Origin of the sequence: Pseudochrobactrum asaccharolyticum (genome assembly GCF_003314995.1) — a bacterium.
Classification (GTDB): Bacteria; Pseudomonadota; Alphaproteobacteria; order Rhizobiales; family Rhizobiaceae; genus Pseudochrobactrum; species Pseudochrobactrum asaccharolyticum.
This window is the reverse complement of record NZ_QNRH01000003.1, coordinates 409,744-430,921: the sequence shown is the minus strand read 5'-3', so window position 1 is coordinate 430,921 and position 21,178 is coordinate 409,744. Positions and strand designations below refer to the sequence as shown.

Here is a 21,178-nt window from a genome sequence, read left to right as displayed (position 1 = left end):
CACAACATTCCGGCTCTTATTTCTAAGACTATATTATTCAAACGGCATAACCACTGCTGAGAGACAGGTGCAGCATGGATGACTTCCTGACTTTTAAAAATATCTCCAAATTCTATCCCGGTGTCAAAGCGCTGACAGATGTGTCTTTCAACGTGGCTAAAGGTGCCGTGCACGGGGTGATGGGAGAAAACGGCGCTGGCAAATCCACGCTTATTCGTGTGCTGTCAGGAGATCAGCAGCCGAACAGCGGCACCATTATTATTAATGGCGAAGTGCAAAAATATGCCACTGTGCGGGATGCATTTGATGCCGGTGTGATCGTGATCCATCAGGAATTGCAACTTGTGCCGGAGCTGAGTGTTGCTGAGAATTTATTGCTCGGGCGTTATCCTGCAAAAGCCGGACTTATCAGCTTTAAAACGCTGGCCAAAGAGGTTGGTGAAAAGCTGCGGATGATCGGCATTGACATTGATCCGGCCACCAAAGTTGCACATCTTTCCATTGGCGAGCGCCAGATGGTGGAAATTGCCAAGGCGGTTATGTTGGATGCGCGCATTATTGCGCTGGATGAGCCGACATCTTCACTGTCTTCGCGGGAAAGCGAAATCCTGTTCCGCTTGATCGGGCGGCTGAAAGCCGAGGGTAAGATTATCCTCTATATTTCTCATCGACTGGATGAGATTCTTCAGCTTTGCGACAGTCTCTCGGTGTTGCGTGACGGCAAACTGGCTGCGCATCACCCGAGCCTTGCAAACGTGACACGCGATCAGATCATTGCTGAGATGGTCGGGCGTGAAATCAGCAATATCTGGGGCTGGCGCAGCCGTGAGATAGGCAGTCAGGTGCTGCTGAAGGTTGAAAATCTCAGTGGCAGCAAATTGCCGGTTCCGGTTAATTTTGAAGTACGGGCAGGAGAAATTACAGGTTTTTTCGGGCTGATCGGGGCAGGGCGCTCAGAAATGAGCCGCCTGATTTATGGCGCGGATCCGCGACGCACGGGCAAAGTGAGTGTCGAGGGGCGTATGGTGGCTGCGGATGATCCGCGCAGTTCCATCCGTGCGGGTATTGTATTGTGTCCGGAAGATCGCAAATTCGATGGTATTGTGCAGGGACGTTCCATTGAGGAAAATATTGCAATTTCTGCCCGCCGTCATTTTTCACCATTCGGATTGATCCGTCCGAAAAAGGAAGCAGAACTGGCCGAGACCTATATCGCAAAATTGCGGGTTCGCACGCCGTCGCGTAAGCAGGATATTGTCAATCTCTCGGGCGGCAACCAGCAAAAAGTTATTCTTGGTCGCTGGCTTGCCGAGCAGAATATCAAAGTCCTGATCATTGATGAACCGACACGCGGCATCGATGTTGGTGCCAAGGCTGAAATCTATGAAATTCTCTATCAGCTTGCTGAAAGCGGCATGGCGATTGTGGTGATTTCCAGTGAACTGCCCGAGGTGATGGGCATTTCTGACAGGATTATGGTGATGTGCGAAGGGCAGATTGCGGCCAGCTTTGAGCGCGTCAATTTCAATGACCGTGCAATTCTCAAAGCGGCACTACCGGATAAGACCGTCTCTGAAGCGGCAGCCGGATCATTACAAAAGGTATCGTGAACGATGACTTCAATTAAAAAAATTCTGCTTGGTGAACAAGGGCTTGTGGTTATCTTCCTGCTGGCTTTTGCAGTGGTCGCACTGACTGTACCGAACTTCCTGACTGAGCGTAATATGCTCGGGCTTTTACAATCTGTGGTCACCATCGGCATTGTTGCCTGTACGATGATGTTCTGTCTCGCCTCGCGTGATTTTGACTTGTCGGTTGGCTCGACCGTTGCTTTTACCGGCATGATTGCGGTGATGGCTTCCAATGCCACGGGATCAATTCTTCTCGGTTTGCTGGCTGCTTTGGCGGGTGGTTTTATCGTTGGGCTGTTTAACGGCGTTGTCATTGCCAAATTTCGTATCAATGCGCTGATTACCACATTGGCAACTATGCAGATCGTGCGCGGACTGGCGCTGATCTCCAGCGACGGACGGGCTGTCGGCATCAATGATCCGTCATTCTATCAGCTGGCGCTGTCAAAATTTCTTGGTATTCCGACACCGATCTGGGTGATGTTATTGTTGTTCGTGGTGTTTGGCTTTGTTCTGAACCGTACGGTATTCGGTAAAAACACACTGGCCATCGGTGGTAATCCCGAAGCCTCACGTCTTGCCGGTGTCAACGTTGTTTCCATGCGGATCTGGATTTTTGCGCTGCAAGGACTGGTATGCGGCATTGCCGGTATTTTGCTGGCATCACGTATTACATCTGGCCAGCCGAATGCGGCAACCGGACTGGAATTGTCGGTGATCTCGGCCTGTGTGCTCGGCGGCGTTTCGCTTGCCGGTGGTCGCGCCGCGATGCTGGGTGTGATTGTTGGTGTGCTGATTATGGGCATCGCCGAGAATGTTATGAACCTTTTGAATATTCAGGCTTTTTATCAGTATGTTGTTCGTGGCTGCATCCTTCTTATTGCGGTGCTGCTGGATAATCTGCGCTCGAATATCATTGGCTTTCGAGGGTAATCATCATGACAGAGCCGGTGATGAATTACGCATTGGTCGATTGGGGAACGAGCAGCTTTCGTCTCTGGGTCACGGATGCGCAAGGCCATGTGCTGGGTGAGAGCCGCAGTGATGAAGGGATGATGCATTGTGCTTCGTCAGGTGACTCTGCGGGGTTTGCGCAAGTGCTGGACACGCATTTGCAAAAGCTGGCAGCGCCCGTAAATCTGCCGGTTATGATTTGCGGCATGGCCGGAGCTCGGCAGGGATGGGCGGAAGCACCTTATATCAACCTGCCGACGGCACTGGACGGGCTGGCCACGCAAGCCCTCAGAATTGAGCATCAGACACGGGACATCCGTATTCTGCCGGGTTTAGCGCAGCGGGAACAGCACTCTGCAAATGTGATGCGTGGTGAGGAAACACAACTCGCAGGTATCGCGGCTTCTATGCCCGATGGTCTGGTATGTATGCCTGGCACACACAGCAAATGGACAAAAGTTGAGGGTGGTATTGTTACCCAATTCACCACCTTCATGACCGGTGAATTATATGCGGTTCTGTCACAGCACTCCATTCTCCGGCATGCCGTGGCAGCGGATTTGCGCTTCGATGAAAACACGCCTGCTTTTATCCGTGCTGTTGAAGCAGCGCTTAAAGAGCCGGTATCTATGGCAGAAAGCCTCTTTGGTGTCCGCGCATCGCAACTGCTTGGTTTTGAAGAGCAATCAGATGGGGCAGCGCATCTCTCTGGCCTGCTGATCGGCAGTGAGGTCGGCCGTGTAAAGCAACTCTATGGCACCGGTACAATCGGATTGGTGGCTTCGGGAACGCTTGGCCGTTTTTATCAGGCTGTTCTACAAAAGGCGGGTTTTGAGATTATTTTGCATAATGGTGAAACAGTCGTCCGGCAGGGATTATTTGCAGCAGCAAGCCAGCTATGGCCGGTTGCTAACATGTCGGGTTCAAAGGAATAAAATATGGGTTCTGTCGTCTGGCCATCATTACAACGCTCACTGGTCGCGATTATTCGCGGTATCCGCAATGATGAGGTTGAACCGGTTCTTGAAGCCCTGATTACGGAAGGTTTTGAGGTTATTGAAATTCCGCTTAATTCACCGGAACCGTGGGTCTCGATTGAAAAAGCAGTGAAGCTGTTCGGCGATAAAGTTCTGATTGGTGCTGGTACAGTGCTGACAACAGCGGATGCGCAGCGTCTGGCGGATATTGGCGGGCGGATTATGGTGAGCCCGAATACGGATGCAGAGGTGATCCGCCATGCCTCGTCCTGCGGGCTGATTACGATGCCCGGCTGTTACACGGCAAGTGAAGCTTTGCTGGCAATTCGCAGCGGTGCATCCGCATTGAAGTTTTTTCCTGCCGGATCGCTGGGCGCTTCCGGTATCGCGGCGATTAAAACGATCCTGCCTGAAAATGCAGTCATCGGGGCAGTCGGTGGCGTATCTGATCAGAATTTCGGCGAATATGCCCGTGCGGGCATACGAACATTCGGCATTGGTTCCAGCCTTTATAAGCCGGGAGACAGTGCTGAAACTGTGCGGGCAAAGGCACGATTGACGATAACAGCCTATGATCAGACCTTTGGTGATATACATGGCTGAGATGTTTGTGCCGGCCGCACTTGATGTTCCGCTGTGTAAGCTGGGTGAGGGGCCAACCTATGATCCTCATACAGATACGGCTTGGTGGTTTGATATTCTGAATGCGAAGCTCTGTGCGTATCAGTTCGGAAGCGGCGTCAGCAAGCAACATGATCTGCCATTTGCAGCCAGTGCGCTGGCGCGCGTGGATGGGCATACGCAACTCGTTTTTACGGAGCGCGGCTTATATCTGCGTGATGTAACAACGGGGGATTTATCTCTGCATCTGGAGCTTGAAGCTGATAATCCGGTAACCCGTTCCAATGATGCGCGGGTGCACCCGTCAGGAGCCTTCTGGCTGGGGACTATGGGCTGGCAGGCGGAGCCGGAAGCCGGTGCAATTTACTGGTATTATAAGGGCGCGTTGCGCAAGATTTTCGACAAGATCACCATTAGTAACGCCATTTGTTTCTCGCCTGACGGGGCTGTTGGCTATTTTGTAGATACTGCTTTGCGCAGAGTTATGCGGGTGCCGCTTGATCCTGCCAACGGGCTGCCGGTTGGCGAGGCATCAGTTTTTCTGGCCGCATTTCCTGCGGGCAACCCCGATGGCGCGATTGTGGATGCAGAAGGCAATTTCTGGGTGGCGCTATGGGGTGGCTCACAGATTGCCGGATATGCACCGGATGGCAGTTTTCTGCGCTCGATTGCTTTGCCGGTTTCACAGCCGAGCTGCCCCGCTTTTGTTGGCAGGGATGCGAACCAAATGCTGGTCACCTCTGCATGGCTTGGCATGGATGAAGCCGCACGCCAGCAACAACCTGCAGGCGCTACTTTCGTGCTGGATTTGCCATTCAAAGGCAAATTTGAACCTGATGTTAAAATCGGCTGATCGGACGGATCTATGAGCATCATCACATTGAAAACGGCACAATTTGAAGCGCATATTGCCACGCAAGGCGGCACGGTGCATGGCCTGTGGTGGACCGATCAGGGCAAAAATATACCATTGCTGCGTGAAGCCAAAAGCACGAATGCCGCACCTGTAGAGAGTGGAGGATTTCCGCTTATTCCGTTTGGCAACCGTATCCCGCAAAACCGTTTCAGCTTTGAGGGGAATGATTACCAGTTTCAGCCGAATACTGATGATGATCCTCTTTATATTCATGGTGAAAGCTGGCAGGGCATCTGGCAGGTTGCAGAAGTGTCAGATCATCATTTAGCGCTGCATTTTACCCATCATCAGGCGGGTGCTGCTTTTATCTATGAAGCGGAACAGGTTTTCAGCCTGAATGAGATAGGATTCAGTCTCACCATGCGCGTGACCAATAAAGGGGACAGAGCCATGCCTTTCGGCTTGGGCTGGCATCCGTATTTTCATCTGACCCGCCAAACACAATTACAGCTCAATACACGCAAAGTGTGGACGCAGGGAGCGGGATATTTGCCGGAGAGCTGTATGGATCTGCCGGATGATCTGAATTTCAGCACGCTGCAAAAATTGCCGGATCATTGGGTGAATAACGGCTTTGAGGGATGGGACGGCAAAGCCCGCATAGTCTGGCCGGAACAGAATACAGCGCTGGCTATCAGGGCCGACCCGCTCTTTGACCGGTTCTTTCTCTATGTTCCACATGGTGTTCCGGAACCACAATCCCGCTCGGATTATTTTTGTCTGGAGCCGATGTCCCATATGGCAGGGGATCACTGCCGGAGTGACTATGGCGGGCTGAAAATATTGCAACCGTCTGAAAGCCTGTCCGGAACAATTCGCTTGCAGCCTGAGTACCTTAAAACATCAGGTCTGGAGCATTCCAGTTTTAATTAGAACAGGGAAATGCTCCATTTTTTGTTTTTACGCATTTCCTGACGTAAAACCGGGTCCCACTTTTACTGGAAATGCTTGATAAAAGGGTAACAAAATGAAAATCACCAAGCTCACGACCTATATTGTGCCGCCGCGCTGGCTGTTTGTAAAAGTGGAAACCGATGAGGGGATTTCCGGTTGGGGAGAGCCGATTGTTGAAGGCCGCGCTCTGACCGTTGAAGCGGCTGTGCATGAGCTGTCTGATTATCTGATCGGTAAAGATCCTTTTCTGATCGAAGACCATTGGAATGTCATGTATCGCGGTGGTTTCTATCGTGGTGGCGCAGTGCATATGAGCGCGATAGCCGGTATTGATCAGGCTTTGTGGGATATTAAGGGCAAAGCACTGAATGTGCCGGTGCACCAGTTGCTCGGCGGCCAGTGTCGTGATCGCATTAAGGTCTATTCATGGATCGGCGGTGACCGTCCGTCTGATGTGGCACGCAATGCGCGAGAAATGGTTGAACGCGGTTTTACGGCTTTGAAGCTGAACGGCGCAGAAGAGCTGCAAATTGTTGACAGCTACGCCAAGATTGACGCCATCGTGGAAACGATCGGCACTGTGCGGGATGCCGTCGGACCACATATTGGTATTGGTGCTGATTTTCATGGACGTGTACACCGGCCTATGGCGAAAGTTCTGGCAAAAGCTCTCGATCCGTTCCGGCTGATGTTCATCGAAGAGCCGGTATTGTCTGAAAATTATGAAGCGCTGAAAGAAATTGCCAGCCACACATCGACACCGATTGCACTGGGTGAGCGTCTCTATTCCCGCTGGGATTTTAAAAATATTCTCTCCGGCGGTTATGTGGATATTATCCAGCCTGACTTATCTCATGCGGGGGGGATCACGGAGTGTCGCAAAATTGCGGCTATGGCCGAAGCTTATGATATTGCACTGGCGCCGCATTGCCCGCTGGGACCGATAGCGCTGGCGGCCTGTCTGCAGATTGATGCCGTGAGTTACAATGCGTTTATTCAGGAGCAGAGCCTGAATATCCATTATAATCAGGATAATGATATCCTGGATTATATCACTAATCGTGAAGTCTTTGATTATAAAGACGGATTTGTTTCTATCCCGCAAGGGCCCGGTCTTGGTGTCGAGGTGGATGAGGCCTATGTGATTGAGCGGGCAAAGACCGGACATCGCTGGCGCAATCCTGTCTGGCGTCATGAAGACGGAAGTTTCGCCGAGTGGTAAATCGGGCGTTCAAAAAGGATAATTGGTATGGTTGATCGTCTGATCGGAAAACGTATTTTTGTCACCGGTGCCGCACAGGGTATCGGACTTGCGATTGCACAATGTTTTGCCCGTGAAGGAGCGGCTCTGTTCCTGATTGATACAGATGGCGCATTGCTGGAAAAAGAAGCACTGAGCTTACGGGCAAGTGGTGCGAAAGTTGGTTTTGCTCAGGCAGATATTTCTGATGCAAAGGCGATTGAAAATGCCTTTATTCAGGCCGATGCGGAAATCGGACAAATCAATGCACTGGTCAATAATGCCGGTATCAACGTTTTCAGCAAACCGCTGGAAATGGATGATGAAGCGTGGAACCGTTGTTTTGACGTTAATCTCAAAGGTGCGTGGAATTGTTCTAAGGCTGTGTTGCCACGGTTGATAGAGCAGGGCGGCGGCGCTATTCTTAATATCGCCTCAACGCATTCGTTCACCATTATTCCGCATACTTTTCCTTATCCGCTGGCCAAACACGCTTTGCTCGGTATGACCAAATCGCTAGGGCTGGAATATGCACCGCAACAGGTACGGGTGAATGCGATTGCACCGGGTTATGTGCTGACGCAGAAGAATGTGGATTATTGGAATAGTTTTCCAGATCCGGTGGCTGCAGAAGCTGAAACCATGCGCCTGCACCCAGGCGGACGCCTTGCGACGACGCAGGAAATTGCGATGGCAGCAGTGTTTATGATTTCGGATGAGTGCCCGTTTATGACGGCAACCTGTCTGACCATTGACGGGGGCTTAAGCGTTTTGCAGCATGCTGTCTGAAGTGCGACTTTTGTATTTTACGGTGCTCCTCTAAATCAATATGCTCATAGGTGGAGCTCTTAGTATTCTGTTATTTATGGGTACTTTATGTAAAGCGCATTTTAATTTTAAATGTTTTTATAATCGTTGTAGATCACATAATATATATTATGGAACTATTTTGAGTATTAAAAGATATCTGTTTCAGCTATCAGGCTCGCGTAACCGATAGCCAACACCTGTCTCTGTCAGAATGTAAAATGGTTGATCTGGCGATTCCTCTAGCTTCTGACGCAACTGGCGCACATAGACACGCAGATATTGCACATCACTCATGCCACCCCAAATTTGATTGAGAATGAAACTATGTGTCAGCACCTTACCTGCATGCTGCACCATAATACGCAAAATATCATATTCTTTCGGCGAGAGCTTAATCTCGTGCTCTTTGAGCCGTACGATACGCTTCACCAGATCCACCGACAGTTCACCGGTCTGAAAGACTGGTTTTTCGCCCTGCTCCTGTAATTTATGACGCAGTGCGACACGGATTCGGGCTGCCAGTTCTTTCATACCAAACGGCTTGGTCACATAATCATCAGCACCGAGTTCCAGCGCCTTGACGATTCCGCTTTCATCTGTGCGGCTGGAAAGAATAATCACTGGCAGATCAATCAATTCCGAGCGCCACAGTGTCAGAAGATCGTGGCCGGACATATCCGGCAGACCGAGATCCAGCAGCACCAGATCAGGCCGGTCATCCCGCATAATTTCTCTGGCAATGGCTGCCGATGGTGCTTCGAGTATTAAAAAGCCTTCTGTCCCTAGCCCTACGCGCAATAATTTACGAATTGGCGGCTCATCATCCACCACTAGGATTTTGACAATATTTTGTGTCATTGGGAGGATAATCCCTCTTCTGTTCCGCTTATCATTTCAGCGCAGCTGCTGAGCGGCAATCTGATGGTAAAAACAGCGCCGCTATGGCCTGAATAATCACTCCGATTGGCAGCAGTAATGGTGCCGCCCATCGCTTCTGTAAAGCCCTTGCAGATTGCCAGCCCCAGCCCTGTTCCGGCGCGCACCTGATCAGTTTTACGCACGCGGTAGAAACTGTCAAAAATGCGCATCTCATCGCCTACCGGTATGCCTGCACCTTCATCACTAATACGCAATACGATGTCACCCTGCTCTACCTGTCCTGAAATCTGCACGAGACTGCCTTCAGGCGCATATTTGGCGGCATTATCCAGTAAGTTGAACAAGACCTGCTCAAACAACACCGGATCAAGTTTCAGCATTGGCAAATCGGCGGCAATATCGGTTTCAACACGATGATGTTGCAGAATTTTCGCGGCACGCTTCAGCGCACTGCCAACAATGTCGCCCAGATAATGCAGCGATTTATTCGGCTGCATAGCCCCCGATTCAATCCGCGTCATATCCAGCAGGTTGGCGATAAAGCGATTGAGCCGCTCAGACTCATCGACCACTGTTGTCAACAGTTCCGCACGGTCTTCATCCGGCAAAGAGCCGGAATAGCTTTTGAGCGTATCCGCAGCGCCGAGAATAGCTGCAAGCGGCGTTTTCAGATCATGAGAGATCGAGGTCAGCAAGGCCGAGCGCAATCGATCCGCCTCAACCGCCAATTGCGCCCTGTCCAGATCATCCACCAGCTGAATACGCGCGATTGCCAAAGCGGCCTGCTCTGCCAGTGCATCGAACAAGCGTTGCTGTTCTGGCGTCAGGATTGGCCCTTGCCGGTCATCATCCAGCCCGACCACGCCGATTGTATCGCCGCCGGTACGCAGCGGCAGATAAAGCCGCTTTGCACCAGGCAAAGTATCCGCACCACGTCCGGCCGCATGGTCATGCTCCCAAGCCCAGCGGGCAGCGGCAATATCCGCATCGGCCAGCGTATCATCCGGCGGATAACCGGCACGTACGGAAATAGACGTATTAGCCGTGCCTTCATCTGGCAACAATACGACAACGCGTACTTTCAGCATTGCAGCAATCTGATAGACCGTTGCCCAAAGTACATCCTCCAACGTACCCGCCACCGCCAGTTTTTTACTGAACTGGTATAGACCTTCCGTTGTTCTCGCGCGGTTACGAGCGGCCACTGCCTGCCGTTGCACACGCGCAGTCAGATTGCTGGCGACCAGCGCCACACAAATGAAAAATGCCAGCGCAATCACACTCTCCGGCCCTGCAATATGCAGCGTGTAGAGCGGCGGAAGAAACAGAAAATTGAAAGCAAAGGCACTGACCAGCGAGGCGAATAAAGCGGGTCGCAAACCGGAGGCCACAGCCGTCGCGAGCACGGCCATCAAAAACACCAGCGCAATATTGCGTACATCCAGCACATGATCGAGCAGCGTACCGACAACCAGCGCAATCGCGATATAACCAAGGCTCATCAGGTACGGCCGCAGTGAAAACGCCTTCTCCTCCGCTGTTGCCACTTGCCGCACCGGCACGGCATCCTGCTGGCTGCCGGAAATAATATGGATACTGAGATTACCGGCCTTGCGGATCAGATCATGAGAGACCGAGCCCTCAAAAATCTTGCGCAGACGCGGCTTATTCGGCTTACCGATTACGATGTGGCTAAAATTATGTGCCAAAGCATAATTGATAATATCCTGCGCCACATCATGACCGGTCAGCGTGATGATTTCACCGCCGAGTTGCTCTGCCAGCCGTGAGGTGGCGGCAATACGGTCTTTCTCTTCTTCAGAGAGTGTTGCCGCGCGGGATGTCTCCACATAGAGCGCTGTCCATGGCGTACGCAGCCGGTCTGCTTGTCTGCGGGCATAGCGGATCAGTGCCGCGCCATGCGGCTGCTCATCAATACAAACCAGCACACGCTCACCCGCTGACCAAGGCCCCGAAATGGCATTGGCCTGCATATGGCTGAGCAACTGATCGTCCACACGCTGCGCCGTGCGCCGCAGGGCAAGCTCGCGCAAGGCTGTGAGATTACCGGCAGAGAAGTAATTCTGTGTCGCACGTTTCGCCGTCTTTGGCAGATAAACCTTGCCTTCTTTCAGACGCTTGATCAGGTCTTCCGGCGTAATATCAACGATTTCAATATCATCTGCACGGTCGATAATACTGTCCGGCACGGTTTCGCGGACACGGATACGGGTGATCTGCGCCACCACATCATTAAGGCTCTCGACATGCTGAATATTTAGCGTGGTATAAACATCAATCCCGTTGGCCAGCAGTTCCTCAACATCAAGATAACGCTTGGGGTGCCTGCTACCCGGAGCATTGGTATGCGCCAGCTCATCCACCAGTACCAGCTTTGGACGTCGCGCCAGTACAGCGTCGAGATCCATCTCCTCAAGCACATGGCCTTTATAATCGACACGCGCACGGGGAATAATCTCATAGCCTTCGGTCAGCGCCTGTGTTTCCTGACGACCGTGGGTCTCGACAACCCCGATCACCACATCCTCTCCGTCAGTCAGCAGACTGCGGCCGGACATCAGCATTTCATAGGTTTTACCAACGCCCGGAGCCGCCCCGAGAAAAATCTTGAGGCGGCCGCGTGTTTCCTGTTCGGCTTTGGCGAGCAGCGCATCCGGTGACGGTCTGTTGTCACCATTGCGCATACTTTCCTGCAGCTGACTGTCATCATTCATCAATTATGATCCGGACTCTGCATGTTCTGTCTTATTTAACCTGATCCAGTGCGAGATTAAGCGCAAGCACATTCACAACCGGCTCGCCGAGCACACCCAGCAAACGCTCTTGTATATGTGCTTCAACCAAAGTCTTGAGTTTACGCTCATCCAGTCCGCGAGCCTTGGCAATACGCGGTATCTGGAACAGTGCCGCTTCCGGCGTAATATGCGGATCAAGCCCGCTGCCGGATGCTGTCACCAGATCAACAGGCACCGCCTGATTTGGATTCTCTGCCTGCAGCTTAGTTACATCGGCCTTTACACGATCCAGTAATGCTGCGCTGGTTGGCGCCAGATTGGAACCGCCGGAGGATGCAGCATTATAGCCTTCTCCTGCTGCACTCGGGCGACCGTGGAAATACCGTTCAGAGGTGAATTGCTGACCGATCAGGGATGAGCCGATCACCTTATTGTCCTTCACGATCAGACTGCCATTGGCCTGAGAGGGAAACAGGGTCTGCGCCACACTGGTCATAGCCAGCGGATAGGCAATACCGGTGATTACGGTCAGACTGACAATCATCACCACAGCAGGACGTAATTGTTTCAACATGGGTTTATTCCTTACACCAGAGCCAGAGCGGTAATTGCCATATCAATCAGCTTGATCGCTACGAAAGGCACGATAATCCCGCCAAGACCGTAGATCATCAGATTGCGGCTCAGCAGTGCGCCCGCACCAACCGCCTGATATTTAACCCCGCGCAGTGACAGCGGGATCAATGCCACAATAATCAGCGCATTGAAGATGATGGCCGAGAGAATGGCGCTCTGCGGACTATGCAGCCCCATAATATTCAGCACACCGAGCTGCGGGTAGAAAGCGAGGAACATTGCCGGAATAATCGCGAAATATTTGGCAATATCATTGGCAATCGAGAAGGTTGTCAGCGCACCACGCGTCATCAGCAATTGCTTGCCGATTTCCACAATCTCGATCAGCTTGGTCGGGTCGCTGTCGAGATCGACCATATTGCCCGCTTCACGCGCAGCTACTGTACCGGTATTCATCGCCACGCCCACATCAGCCTGCGCCAGCGCCGGCGCATCGTTAGTACCGTCACCGCACATTGCCACCAGCTTGCCCTTGGCCTGCTCCTCACGGATCAGCGACAACTTGTTCTCCGGAGTTGCCTGTGCCAGAAAATCATCCACGCCCGCTTCTGCGGCAATCGCCGCAGCCGTCATCGGATTATCACCGGTAATCATCACCGTGCGGATGCCCATGCGGCGCAGTTCTGCAAAACGCTCACGGATACCGCCTTTGACAATATCCTTCAGCGAGACCACGCCCATCAGCTGCCCGTCCTTGACCACCGCCAGCGGTGTTCCACCCGCCTTGGCAATCTGCGCGGCAATTGACTGGATTTCCTGTAGCTGGGCAGGTGTCGAAGCTTTACCACCTTCTGCCTCGACATATTTCAGCACCGCATCTACAGCACCTTTACGGATGATACTGCCATCCACATCCACACCGCTCATCCGGCTTTGTGCGGTAAAAGGCACAAAGCTTGCATGGAGGCTTGCCATATCGCGGGCACGGATACCGTATTTCTCTTTAGCCAGCACAACGATGGAGCGACCTTCCGGTGTCTCGTCGGCAAGTGAGGCAAGCTGCGCCGCATCGGCCAGTTGCTGTTCACTGACACCTGTGATGGCACAAAACTCTGTAGCCTGACGGTTACCAAGCGTAATTGTGCCAGTCTTATCGAGCAGCAGCGTATCCACGTCACCGGCAGCTTCCACCGCACGGCCGGACATAGCCAGTACATTAAACCGCACCAAGCGATCCATACCGGCAATACCGATGGCTGAGAGCAAAGCGCCGATAGTGGTCGGGATCAGCGTAACGAACAAAGCCACCAGCACAATCACCGGCACTGAACCGCCTGCATAAGTGGCAAAGCTCGGAATGGTTACGACAGCCAGCACAAAGATCAGCGTCATACCGGCAAGCAGAATGTTCAGCGCAATCTCATTGGGTGTCTTCTGGCGCTCAGCACCTTCCACAAGTGAGATCATACGGTCAATAAAGGTCGATCCGGCAGCAGCGGTAATCCGTACGCGTATCCAGTCGGACAGCACTTGCGTACCACCAGTAACGGCTGAACGGTCACCGCCTGATTCACGGATAACCGGCGCGGATTCACCGGTGATCGCCGCCTCATTCACCGAGGCCACACCTTCAATCACCTCGCCATCGGATGGAATAATGTCTCCGGCTTCCACCAGCACCACATCACCGACTTTAAGGCTGTTGCCTGCAATAATCGTATAATTGGTCTTGCTGTCACCACTCAGCAATTTTGCTTCGGTTTCGGTACGGGTGCGGCGCAGAGATTCCGCCTGTGCCTTACCGCGCCCTTCAGCCACCGCTTCCGCAAAATTGGCAAACAGAATGGTAAACCACAGCCACAGAATAATCTGAAACGAGAAGCCCAGATCAGAGCCGCCGCTTGCCATATCTTTGATAAACAGCACGCTCGTCAACAGTGTGACAACGGCAACGACAAACATCACCGGATTTTTAGCGAGGCTTCGCGGATCGAGTTTGCGAAAAGCGCCGCCTATCGCAGGCAACAGGATTTTGGCATCCAGAATACTGGAAGATTTTGACTGGCTCATCAGAGCCCTCCGTCTGAATTTATGCAGATCATTTTATTAACTGCATAGAATTTTCATGGAAATAGAGTGATAAGTTAATGTTTTAACTTAAACTCAGGTCAGCGCCTTCACGAGGAAAACACCGGCCAGCATCGCCAGCACAAGGATCAGCATAATGCTGGTGAGTTTCGGGCAATCTTCCTTTTTCACACCGCGCAGATTTTGCTTCTGTGTGGAATTCGAACGGAATAATTGCTTCATCAGAAAAGAATTCTTCGCCATCATGCACCTTTAAAACAGCTGACCGGAGAGCATTGCGAAATGCTCAACAACCGGCCCCAGCGCCAAGGCCGGAAAGAAAGTCAAACCACCAACAATCATCGTCACACCAAAGACCAAACCAACAAACAACGGGCCAGTGGTCGGCAATGTACCGGCCGAGGCAGGAACGGTTTTCTTGGCGGCCAGCGAACCGGCAATCGCCAGCACCGGCACAATCAGCAAAAAGCGCCCCATCAGCATCGCAAAACCAATGGTGAGATTGTAGAAAGGCGTATTGGCATTGAGACCGGCAAAGGCACTGCCGTTATTGTTGGCACCGGATGAGTAAGCGTAAAGCACTTCGCTGAAACCATGCGGGCCTGCATCCTGAATGCTCGACAAACCTTGCGGCAAAACCACAGCCAATGCAGCAAAACCGAGAATGGCAAGTGATGGTCCGAGCGTGGCCAGCAGGCTCATCTTGACCTCTTTGGCCTCAATTTTTTTGCCCAGATATTCCGGTGTGCGGCCAACCATCAGACCAGCAATAAAGATTGCCAGAATGAAAAACAGCAACATGACGTAGATACCAGCACCAATACCGCCGAGATTTGGGATCTGCATATTAAACAGCGGCACCAGACCACCGAGTGGCATCAGGCTGTCATGCATATTATTGACCGCACCTGTGGAAGCCGCTGTTGTGACCTCAGAGAACAGCGCCGACAGCGCAATGCCGAAGCGCGCTTCTTTGCCTTCCATATTACCGCCAACCACGCTCAACGCCTGCATCAGTGGATTACCGCTGGCCTCAGCCCAATAGAGCACTGATGTTCCCAGCACCACCAGAACGCCAAAGACGGCGAACAGCACCCAGCCCTGACGCTGATTGCCAACCATACGGCCGAACACATTGGTCATGGCGGTAGAAATTACGAAAATCGACAGCAGATGAATAAGATTGGTCAACGCCGTCGGATTTTCAAACGGATGTGCCGAGTTGGCATTGAAGAAGCCACCGCCATTGGTGCCCAGATGTTTGATAATCATCTGCGAGGCCACAGGGCCTTGCGCAATGGTTTGCTGCGCACCTTCCAGCGTGGTTGCAAGCGTATAATCATTGAGATTTTGCGGCACGCCCTGCCAGACCAGTACAAGTGTGCCGATGATGCAGATCGGCAGCAGCACATAAAGCGTGGCGCGGGTCAGATCGACCCAGAAATTGCCGATGGTATTGCTCGAAGAACGGGCAAAGCCACGGGTAATCGCCATAGCTCCGGCGATACCCACTGCGGCAGAGACAAAGTTCTGCACTGTGATACCGGCCATCTGGGTGAAATAGCTCATCGTGCTTTCACCGCCATAACCCTGCCAGTTGGTATTGGTCATGAAGCTGATTGCCGTATTAAAGGCAGAAGTCGGCTCGACAGCCTGCATACCAGCAGGATTATAAGGCAATGCACCTTGCAGACGCTGCAACAGATAGAGCGCCACAAAACCGGCAATGCTGAACATCAACAACGATGCCGCATAGACCGTCCAGTGTTGTTCTTCTTTTTCATGGGTTCCGGCCAATCTGTAGAGGCCGCGCTCAACCGGTGCGATTACCGGCGAAAGGAAGGTTCGTTCACCGGTGAACACGCGGGTCAGATAACCACCGACCGGTTTCACCAGCAGAATTGTGAGCCCGAACAGGATCGCAATTTGCAATATTCCGTTGAAAGTCATTGGAAGATACTTTCTGTCTTTTAAAGCATTTCCAGCAAAAGTGTGAAGCGGTTTTGCGTAGGACAATGCGACAAAACAAAGTGTTAGAAGCGCTCAGGTCGTGCCAGTGCATAAAGCAGATAGAGGCTGAGCAATGCGGCAACCGAGCCGCCGAGAACATAATCAAACCACATGATGCGCCCTCACAGCCGGTCGCAAACAAGGGCGTAAAAATAAGACAGGCCGATAAATCCGGCGCCTGCGGCAATCATAATGATATCCATCATCCGAACTCCTGAATTTCAGCCGGTGCAGATGCAACGGCTGCTTCCGGCGCACCGCTAAAGGCGGGACGAGCCGAAATCAGGCGGAATTATGGTGCAAAAATGCATAGTGGTTCGAGAGAGGGAAATGATAAGAGATATAAAAATCTCATATATGAAAACGCATAAATTAATGTGCTTTACGATACACTTTTGCTGACACGTAAATATTCAAAACCGGCCTGAATTACCATTTAAAGCAACTTCAGACCGGTTATTCAGATAATGCAAAAGGTATAATTATTCGACTGACCCGTCACTAACGGCTGACGTTAAAGGTGCAAAAGAGACCGCAACCCGCAACATAATAAAGATAACAGCCGAGATCAGAACGGCATCAAATGTCGGCAATGTTGAAAAGCTCCAATAGCCGTAATTGGTCATTAAACCGAAAATCGTTGCCAATGCCCAGCACACTACTGGAATGGCTCTGTGAACAGCATGAGGGTGTGACGGTTGCGGCAAAAGCGCGGAAAGTACCAGAATTGTTGCCAGCGGCGGCAGGCTTACACTCAGCGCGATCAAAAACGGGATAAACGCTTTATCCGCACCCACTACAACCAGTACCACGCCCACAACTGTTATTGCTGCGATAATCGTAATGAACCTGAAACGCGGAAACTGATTGGCCAGTGACAGGCTGGCAGAATACAGACATGCGGATGAATCAATCCACGCCCCCAGCAGCAACACTAATAGTGCAGGTAAGCCAAACCCCAGCAGGATCATTGCCGAAATAAATTCAGGTGTTCCCGATGCAAGACTTGCGACAGAAGACATGGTCATGATGACCGGATAAGCAATCCCCAGCGCCACACCTGCCCCCATTGCCGCAAATGCAGGACGGCGGACAAATCGACCATAATCCGGCTGAATAACGATGCCCACAACATAGGCACCAACAACCGCAGAAACAGCGCCGCCAAAACTGATTGCACCGTTGCCCTGCTTGCTCCAAACCTCTCCCAATTGCGGTGCAACTAAAACCAGTGAAGCAATCAATACCAGCAAAGTAGCCGGCACAAGAATATTGCCTAAACGCTCCAGACCGGAGGCGCCGTAGAGAGTGATACCCGCAATAAGTAAACAGACGGGCAAACCAACGGTGAGTGCAGCAATATTATAGCCGGTCATCTGTGTGAGCGCACTGGCAGCAGTAACACCCAGAACGCCAATATTCACACCAAACCATCCGATCAGTGAAATGGCGATAACCAGTTTCACCAGACTTGCTCCCCATGGGCCAAATGCCTGATCTGCGAGCAACGCCAGCCCCATGCGCGATTTAGAACCGGTAAAAGCCGTCATAGCCCCCAGCAAACCCGAAATTACCCCTCCCACAGCCACAGCTGCCATGCCCTGAACAAAGCCAAGGCTTGAGAAAATATGCGCTGAAAGAATAAAAACAGGTAATCCGCACAGGCTGCCTGCAACAATAAAGAAAATCTTCCAGCCAGTGCCCTGTTCACTTTCAGGCACCAGTTCTTTGGCATAGCCGCTCGTAGCTGCCTCGTTTGATAAACCAGACATTCAGTTCCTCCCCAGTGAGCCTTGAACGGCTCGTTTCTTGTTAAATGTGCCTATTCTCCGAAAGGCTGCGTGATGCTAAGTGCTGGTTCCGTAAACCATTGCGCACCTGTCTTCGTGAGATAAAAATGGTCTTCAAGGCGGATGCCGAAGCGATCCGGAATAACAATCATCGGTTCATTGGAAAAACACATTCCCGCTTGCAGCGGAGTTTTATCGCCGCGTACGAGATATGGTGCCTCATGGATAGTCATGCCGATGCCGTGACCTGTGCGATGAGGTAAACCCGGCAGCTGGTAGTCAGGTCCCAATCCGTGCTGTTCAAGAATCGTACGGGCAACATGATCCAGAACCTCACAAAGAGCACCCGGACGGGCAGCGTTAAAGACCGCTAATTGTGCTTCTTTTTCGATATTCCAGATACGCTGCTGCTCGGCATCAGGTTCTCCGAAAACATAACTGCGTGTAATATCGGAATTATATCCCTCCACGAGACAGCCGGTATCAACCAGCACCATATCTCCCTCTGCCAGAACATCGTCCTGCGGCAACCCATGCGGAAAGGCGGTGGAAGTGCCAAACTGGACAATACAAAATGTCGTGCCGTCACTGCCAATGGCTTTATGTGCTTCAGTGATAAAGGAACAAACCTCACTTGCCTTCATTCCCGCTTTCAGAATACGGGATGCGCGCCTTTGCACTTCAAGGGTCATCAGCTTGGCTTGTTGCAAAATCGCAATTTCCGCAGGCGATTTAATGCGGCGACATTGATCAACAATGTTGCTTGCTGAAGATATTTTGACGTTTGCCAGAGCGCAGCTCAACTCGTGCACCATGCCGAACGGAAGGGACGGGTCTATGGCCAGCGCAGCGCATTGGTTCTCCGCGAGGACACGGGCAACAAGCGCATAGGGACTTTCATGTTCCTGCCAATAGCAACCGCGTATATCCATAGAGAATTCTGCGGTTAGCGACCCTTCTTCAAAAGCAGGGCAAATAATAACCGGCTCTCCCTGCAAAGGCAGAACTAAAGCAACCAGCCGTTCAATCATCCCCCAGCGAATACCGGTAAAATATCGCAGGCTGGTTCCGGCACCGATGATAAGTGCGTCAACGCCCTCTTCAGCCATCAGCTTTCTGGCATTACCAATACGCTGCCAACGCTCGTCATCTGTGATTGCAGGTGCCTTGTCTTCCCACAGGCGAATAGCTGCCAATTCTGTTGCATAATCGGAACAACCAATCATCATCAACATCCTTCATAGATTACAAGATTTCCGGCTCAGCCCCTGTCCGCAAGACGCAAAGGGGCTTTCATATTTCGCCTCACTGACGAGGCGAAATATGTTGACTTAAAACTACGCTTCAGAAGTCGCTATTTCTGTCAGCCCTGATAGCCATAGACAGAGCGGGCCCGCTCAAGACTCAGCACGCCATTGCGAATATCTTGTGCCACGAGGGTTTGATCACGCTCTTTCGGATCGCCAAATCCGCCGCCATTACCGGTCACAACACGGATCACATCGTTCGTGTAAGCCTTCAAACCGGAGACAAAAGCGTATGTTTCTTTGCTGCCGTCTTTTGCACGCAGCACTTCAACATAGTTGGAAGAGCCTTCATGTCCGCCTTCAAGTGCCCAAGGCGGAAATTTCGAACGGGTATAGCCCATGGTCAAAAGGCAGTTATTAGCCCGCACGCGATAATCCATAATAATACCGCGTCCGCCCGTATGTTTCCCCTCACCTCCCGGATTAAGGTTCAGTTCCATACGGTCAACAAAAACCCCGTTACGCGCTTCATTGATTTCAGCCGGACAATTATAGGTTTCACCATGGAAACCACAGAACATCGCACTATTGCCATCGCCGGTACGGCTTGCGCCCCAGCCGCCGATCTGCGGTTCAATAATTGTATATTGGCGACCGGTATCAGGATGAAGACCGCTGATAAATGTTCCGCAAACCGAGGCGAAGTGACCGGCTGCAAGACGATCAGATACATGCGGTGCAAGGCAGCGCCACATAATATCGTAAACCCGCAACTCAATCTCATAGTAGAAGCCCATCGGTGCCGGTTCTTGCGCCTCAAAGACCGAGCCTTTACGGGTCAGAAGTTTGATAGGCCGGAATGAGCCTTCATTGGCCGCAGAATAAGGATCGGTCAGAGATTTAAAGAGCATCTGTGCGGAGATCATCACACCGTCACGACTGGTATTGACCGGATTGTCCGACTGATCAGGATTATCACGCAGATCAACAATGAATTCCGTATCTGTGATCGTAATTTTCACATTAAAGATACGGCCGTCATCTTGTTCTTCAGAAAGCTCAAACTGTCCTTTCGGCAGTTTCTGCAATTCGGACAGCGCAATCTTCTCCCCCATATCCATGAATGAGCTCATGGCATGATTGAATGTTTCAACGCCGTATTTCTCGCTGACATCCACCAACCGCTTGGCGCCAATCCGCACAGAGGCAATCGCCGCCCAGACATCGCCTTCAAGGACATCCGGCATACGGGAATTGGTTTTGATGATTTCAATGACCGGACGGATCGGCTCGCCCCTTGAGATCATTTTAATCGCCGGAAGGCGTAAGCCCTCCTGAAAAATCTCGTTTGCGTCACCGCTCAGCGAGCCCGGAGCCATGCCGCCAACATCCGAATTATGTCCGATAGCGGCTGTCCATGCGATAATCTGATCTCCCGAGAAGACGGGCATTGCCACAATAATATCGTTGAGATGGGTAACGCCGCCATAATAAGGATCGTTGGTTGCGAAAACATCGCCCGGTTCAATATCGCCCGGCTGGTTGAACTTCTCAACCAGCACTTTCACCGCTTTGTCGAGAACACCGACGAATGCAGGAATACCCGCGCCGGAGGATGCCAGCTGACCTTTAGGGTCTGTAATGCCGGTTCCCATATCCAGCACTTCATAAATAATCGAACTCATGGCAGTCTTGCGCATGACTGCGAACATTTCATCCGCCGTTGCCTGAAGTGAGTTCTGGATAATCCGCAGCGTAATAGGGTCTTGAAGATGCTTGTTCATTGGTC

Annotated in this window: 18 protein-coding genes; 8 read left to right on the top strand and 10 right to left on the bottom strand. The window is 51.8% G+C overall.

Going from position 1 to position 21,178, the window contains the following annotated elements:
- Nucleotides 1-74: 74 nt before the first annotated feature.
- From araG to DFR47_RS10290, 8 genes are all read left to right on the top strand, one after another.
- Complete coding sequence (gene araG, locus DFR47_RS10325; RefSeq protein ID WP_113944326.1) at nt 75-1,610, top strand: L-arabinose ABC transporter ATP-binding protein AraG; 1,536 nt, start codon at nt 75-77, stop codon at nt 1,608-1,610.
- Nucleotides 1,611-1,613: 3 nt separating this feature from the next.
- Nucleotides 1,614-2,564, top strand: coding sequence for an L-arabinose ABC transporter permease AraH (gene araH, locus DFR47_RS10320; protein ID WP_113944325.1), 951 nt, complete (start codon nt 1,614-1,616; stop codon nt 2,562-2,564).
- 5 nt (nt 2,565-2,569) lie between these two features.
- Nucleotides 2,570-3,520, top strand: coding sequence for a 2-dehydro-3-deoxygalactonokinase (locus DFR47_RS10315; protein WP_113944324.1), 951 nt, complete (start codon nt 2,570-2,572; stop codon nt 3,518-3,520).
- A 3-nt stretch (nt 3,521-3,523) separates the two neighbouring features.
- Nucleotides 3,524-4,165 (top strand): 2-dehydro-3-deoxy-6-phosphogalactonate aldolase, encoded by a 642-nt coding sequence (locus tag DFR47_RS10310; RefSeq protein ID WP_113944323.1) that lies wholly within the window; start codon nt 3,524-3,526, stop codon nt 4,163-4,165.
- Entirely contained in the window at nt 4,158-5,036 is an 879-nt protein-coding gene (locus DFR47_RS10305; RefSeq protein ID WP_374788370.1) for an SMP-30/gluconolactonase/LRE family protein, read from the top strand. The genes DFR47_RS10310 and DFR47_RS10305 overlap by 8 nt, the downstream gene beginning before the upstream one ends.
- A gap of 12 nt (nt 5,037-5,048) precedes the next feature.
- Nucleotides 5,049-5,972 (top strand): aldose 1-epimerase, encoded by a 924-nt coding sequence (locus tag DFR47_RS10300; RefSeq protein WP_113944322.1) that lies wholly within the window; start codon nt 5,049-5,051, stop codon nt 5,970-5,972.
- A gap of 94 nt (nt 5,973-6,066) precedes the next feature.
- Nucleotides 6,067-7,215 carry a galactonate dehydratase gene (gene dgoD, locus DFR47_RS10295; RefSeq protein ID WP_113944321.1) on the top strand — a complete coding sequence of 383 codons (1,149 nt, stop codon included), beginning with the start codon at nt 6,067-6,069 and terminating at the stop codon, nt 7,213-7,215.
- A gap of 27 nt (nt 7,216-7,242) precedes the next feature.
- Nucleotides 7,243-8,022 (top strand): SDR family oxidoreductase, encoded by a 780-nt coding sequence (locus DFR47_RS10290; RefSeq protein WP_113944320.1) that lies wholly within the window; start codon nt 7,243-7,245, stop codon nt 8,020-8,022.
- Between the two features lie 183 nt (nt 8,023-8,205).
- Here DFR47_RS10290 and DFR47_RS10285 read toward each other — a convergent pair whose 3' ends face one another.
- The 10 genes from DFR47_RS10285 to DFR47_RS10240 form a co-directional block, all read right to left on the bottom strand.
- Complete coding sequence (locus DFR47_RS10285; protein ID WP_113944319.1) at nt 8,206-8,901, bottom strand: response regulator transcription factor; 696 nt, start codon at nt 8,899-8,901, stop codon at nt 8,206-8,208.
- On the bottom strand, nt 8,898-11,657 hold the full coding sequence (locus DFR47_RS10280; protein WP_113944318.1) for a sensor histidine kinase: 2,760 nt from the start codon (nt 11,655-11,657) through the stop codon (nt 8,898-8,900). Before DFR47_RS10280 ends, DFR47_RS10285 begins: the two co-directional genes overlap by 4 nt.
- Before the next feature lie 31 nt (nt 11,658-11,688).
- Entirely contained in the window at nt 11,689-12,252 is a 564-nt protein-coding gene (gene kdpC, locus DFR47_RS10275; RefSeq protein WP_113944317.1) for a potassium-transporting ATPase subunit KdpC, read from the bottom strand.
- 11 nt (nt 12,253-12,263) lie between these two features.
- Entirely contained in the window at nt 12,264-14,324 is a 2,061-nt protein-coding gene (kdpB, locus tag DFR47_RS10270; protein ID WP_113944316.1) for a potassium-transporting ATPase subunit KdpB, read from the bottom strand.
- 93 nt (nt 14,325-14,417) lie between these two features.
- Nucleotides 14,418-14,585, bottom strand: coding sequence for a hypothetical protein (locus DFR47_RS21765; protein WP_170137479.1), 168 nt, complete (start codon nt 14,583-14,585; stop codon nt 14,418-14,420).
- Nucleotides 14,586-14,594: 9 nt separating this feature from the next.
- Nucleotides 14,595-16,292, bottom strand: a complete 1,698-nt coding sequence (kdpA, locus tag DFR47_RS10265) for a potassium-transporting ATPase subunit KdpA (RefSeq protein ID WP_113944315.1) — start codon at nt 16,290-16,292, stop codon at nt 14,595-14,597.
- A gap of 83 nt (nt 16,293-16,375) precedes the next feature.
- Nucleotides 16,376-16,465: a potassium-transporting ATPase subunit F gene (locus DFR47_RS10255; protein WP_022711895.1), complete on the bottom strand. Its 90-nt coding sequence runs from the start codon at nt 16,463-16,465 to the stop codon at nt 16,376-16,378.
- Nucleotides 16,466-16,834: 369 nt separating this feature from the next.
- Nucleotides 16,835-18,124: a cytosine permease gene (locus tag DFR47_RS10250; RefSeq protein ID WP_113944313.1), complete on the bottom strand. Its 1,290-nt coding sequence runs from the start codon at nt 18,122-18,124 to the stop codon at nt 16,835-16,837.
- A gap of 50 nt (nt 18,125-18,174) precedes the next feature.
- Entirely contained in the window at nt 18,175-19,371 is a 1,197-nt protein-coding gene (locus DFR47_RS10245) for a M24 family metallopeptidase (protein WP_245416528.1), read from the bottom strand.
- Nucleotides 19,372-19,505: 134 nt separating this feature from the next.
- Nucleotides 19,506-21,173, bottom strand: a complete 1,668-nt coding sequence (locus DFR47_RS10240; protein ID WP_113944311.1) for a hydantoinase B/oxoprolinase family protein — start codon at nt 21,171-21,173, stop codon at nt 19,506-19,508.
- Between the last annotated feature and the right edge of the window lie 5 nt (nt 21,174-21,178).

Bases quoted from the DNA above. Each gene is read 5' to 3' on its own strand.
- araG (WP_113944326.1), top strand. From the start codon at position 75: ATGGATGACTTCCTGACTTTTAAAAATATCTCCAAATTCTATCCCGGT.
- araH (WP_113944325.1), top strand. From the start codon at position 1,614: ATGACTTCAATTAAAAAAATTCTGCTTGGTGAACAAGGGCTTGTGGTT.
- DFR47_RS10315 (WP_113944324.1), top strand. From the start codon at position 2,570: ATGACAGAGCCGGTGATGAATTACGCATTGGTCGATTGGGGAACGAGC.
- DFR47_RS10310 (WP_113944323.1), top strand. From the start codon at position 3,524: ATGGGTTCTGTCGTCTGGCCATCATTACAACGCTCACTGGTCGCGATT.
- DFR47_RS10305 (WP_374788370.1), top strand. From the start codon at position 4,158: ATGGCTGAGATGTTTGTGCCGGCCGCACTTGATGTTCCGCTGTGTAAG.
- DFR47_RS10300 (WP_113944322.1), top strand. From the start codon at position 5,049: ATGAGCATCATCACATTGAAAACGGCACAATTTGAAGCGCATATTGCC.
- dgoD (WP_113944321.1), top strand. From the start codon at position 6,067: ATGAAAATCACCAAGCTCACGACCTATATTGTGCCGCCGCGCTGGCTG.
- DFR47_RS10290 (WP_113944320.1), top strand. From the start codon at position 7,243: ATGGTTGATCGTCTGATCGGAAAACGTATTTTTGTCACCGGTGCCGCA.
- DFR47_RS10285 (WP_113944319.1), bottom strand. From the start codon at position 8,901: ATGACACAAAATATTGTCAAAATCCTAGTGGTGGATGATGAGCCGCCA.
- DFR47_RS10280 (WP_113944318.1), bottom strand. From the start codon at position 11,657: ATGAATGATGACAGTCAGCTGCAGGAAAGTATGCGCAATGGTGACAAC.
- kdpC (WP_113944317.1), bottom strand. From the start codon at position 12,252: ATGTTGAAACAATTACGTCCTGCTGTGGTGATGATTGTCAGTCTGACC.
- kdpB (WP_113944316.1), bottom strand. From the start codon at position 14,324: ATGAGCCAGTCAAAATCTTCCAGTATTCTGGATGCCAAAATCCTGTTG.
- DFR47_RS21765 (WP_170137479.1), bottom strand. From the start codon at position 14,585: ATGGCGAAGAATTCTTTTCTGATGAAGCAATTATTCCGTTCGAATTCC.
- kdpA (WP_113944315.1), bottom strand. From the start codon at position 16,292: ATGACTTTCAACGGAATATTGCAAATTGCGATCCTGTTCGGGCTCACA.
- DFR47_RS10255 (WP_022711895.1), bottom strand. From the start codon at position 16,465: ATGTGGTTTGATTATGTTCTCGGCGGCTCGGTTGCCGCATTGCTCAGC.
- DFR47_RS10250 (WP_113944313.1), bottom strand. From the start codon at position 18,124: ATGTCTGGTTTATCAAACGAGGCAGCTACGAGCGGCTATGCCAAAGAA.
- DFR47_RS10245 (WP_245416528.1), bottom strand. From the start codon at position 19,371: ATGATGATTGGTTGTTCCGATTATGCAACAGAATTGGCAGCTATTCGC.
- DFR47_RS10240 (WP_113944311.1), bottom strand. From the start codon at position 21,173: ATGAACAAGCATCTTCAAGACCCTATTACGCTGCGGATTATCCAGAAC.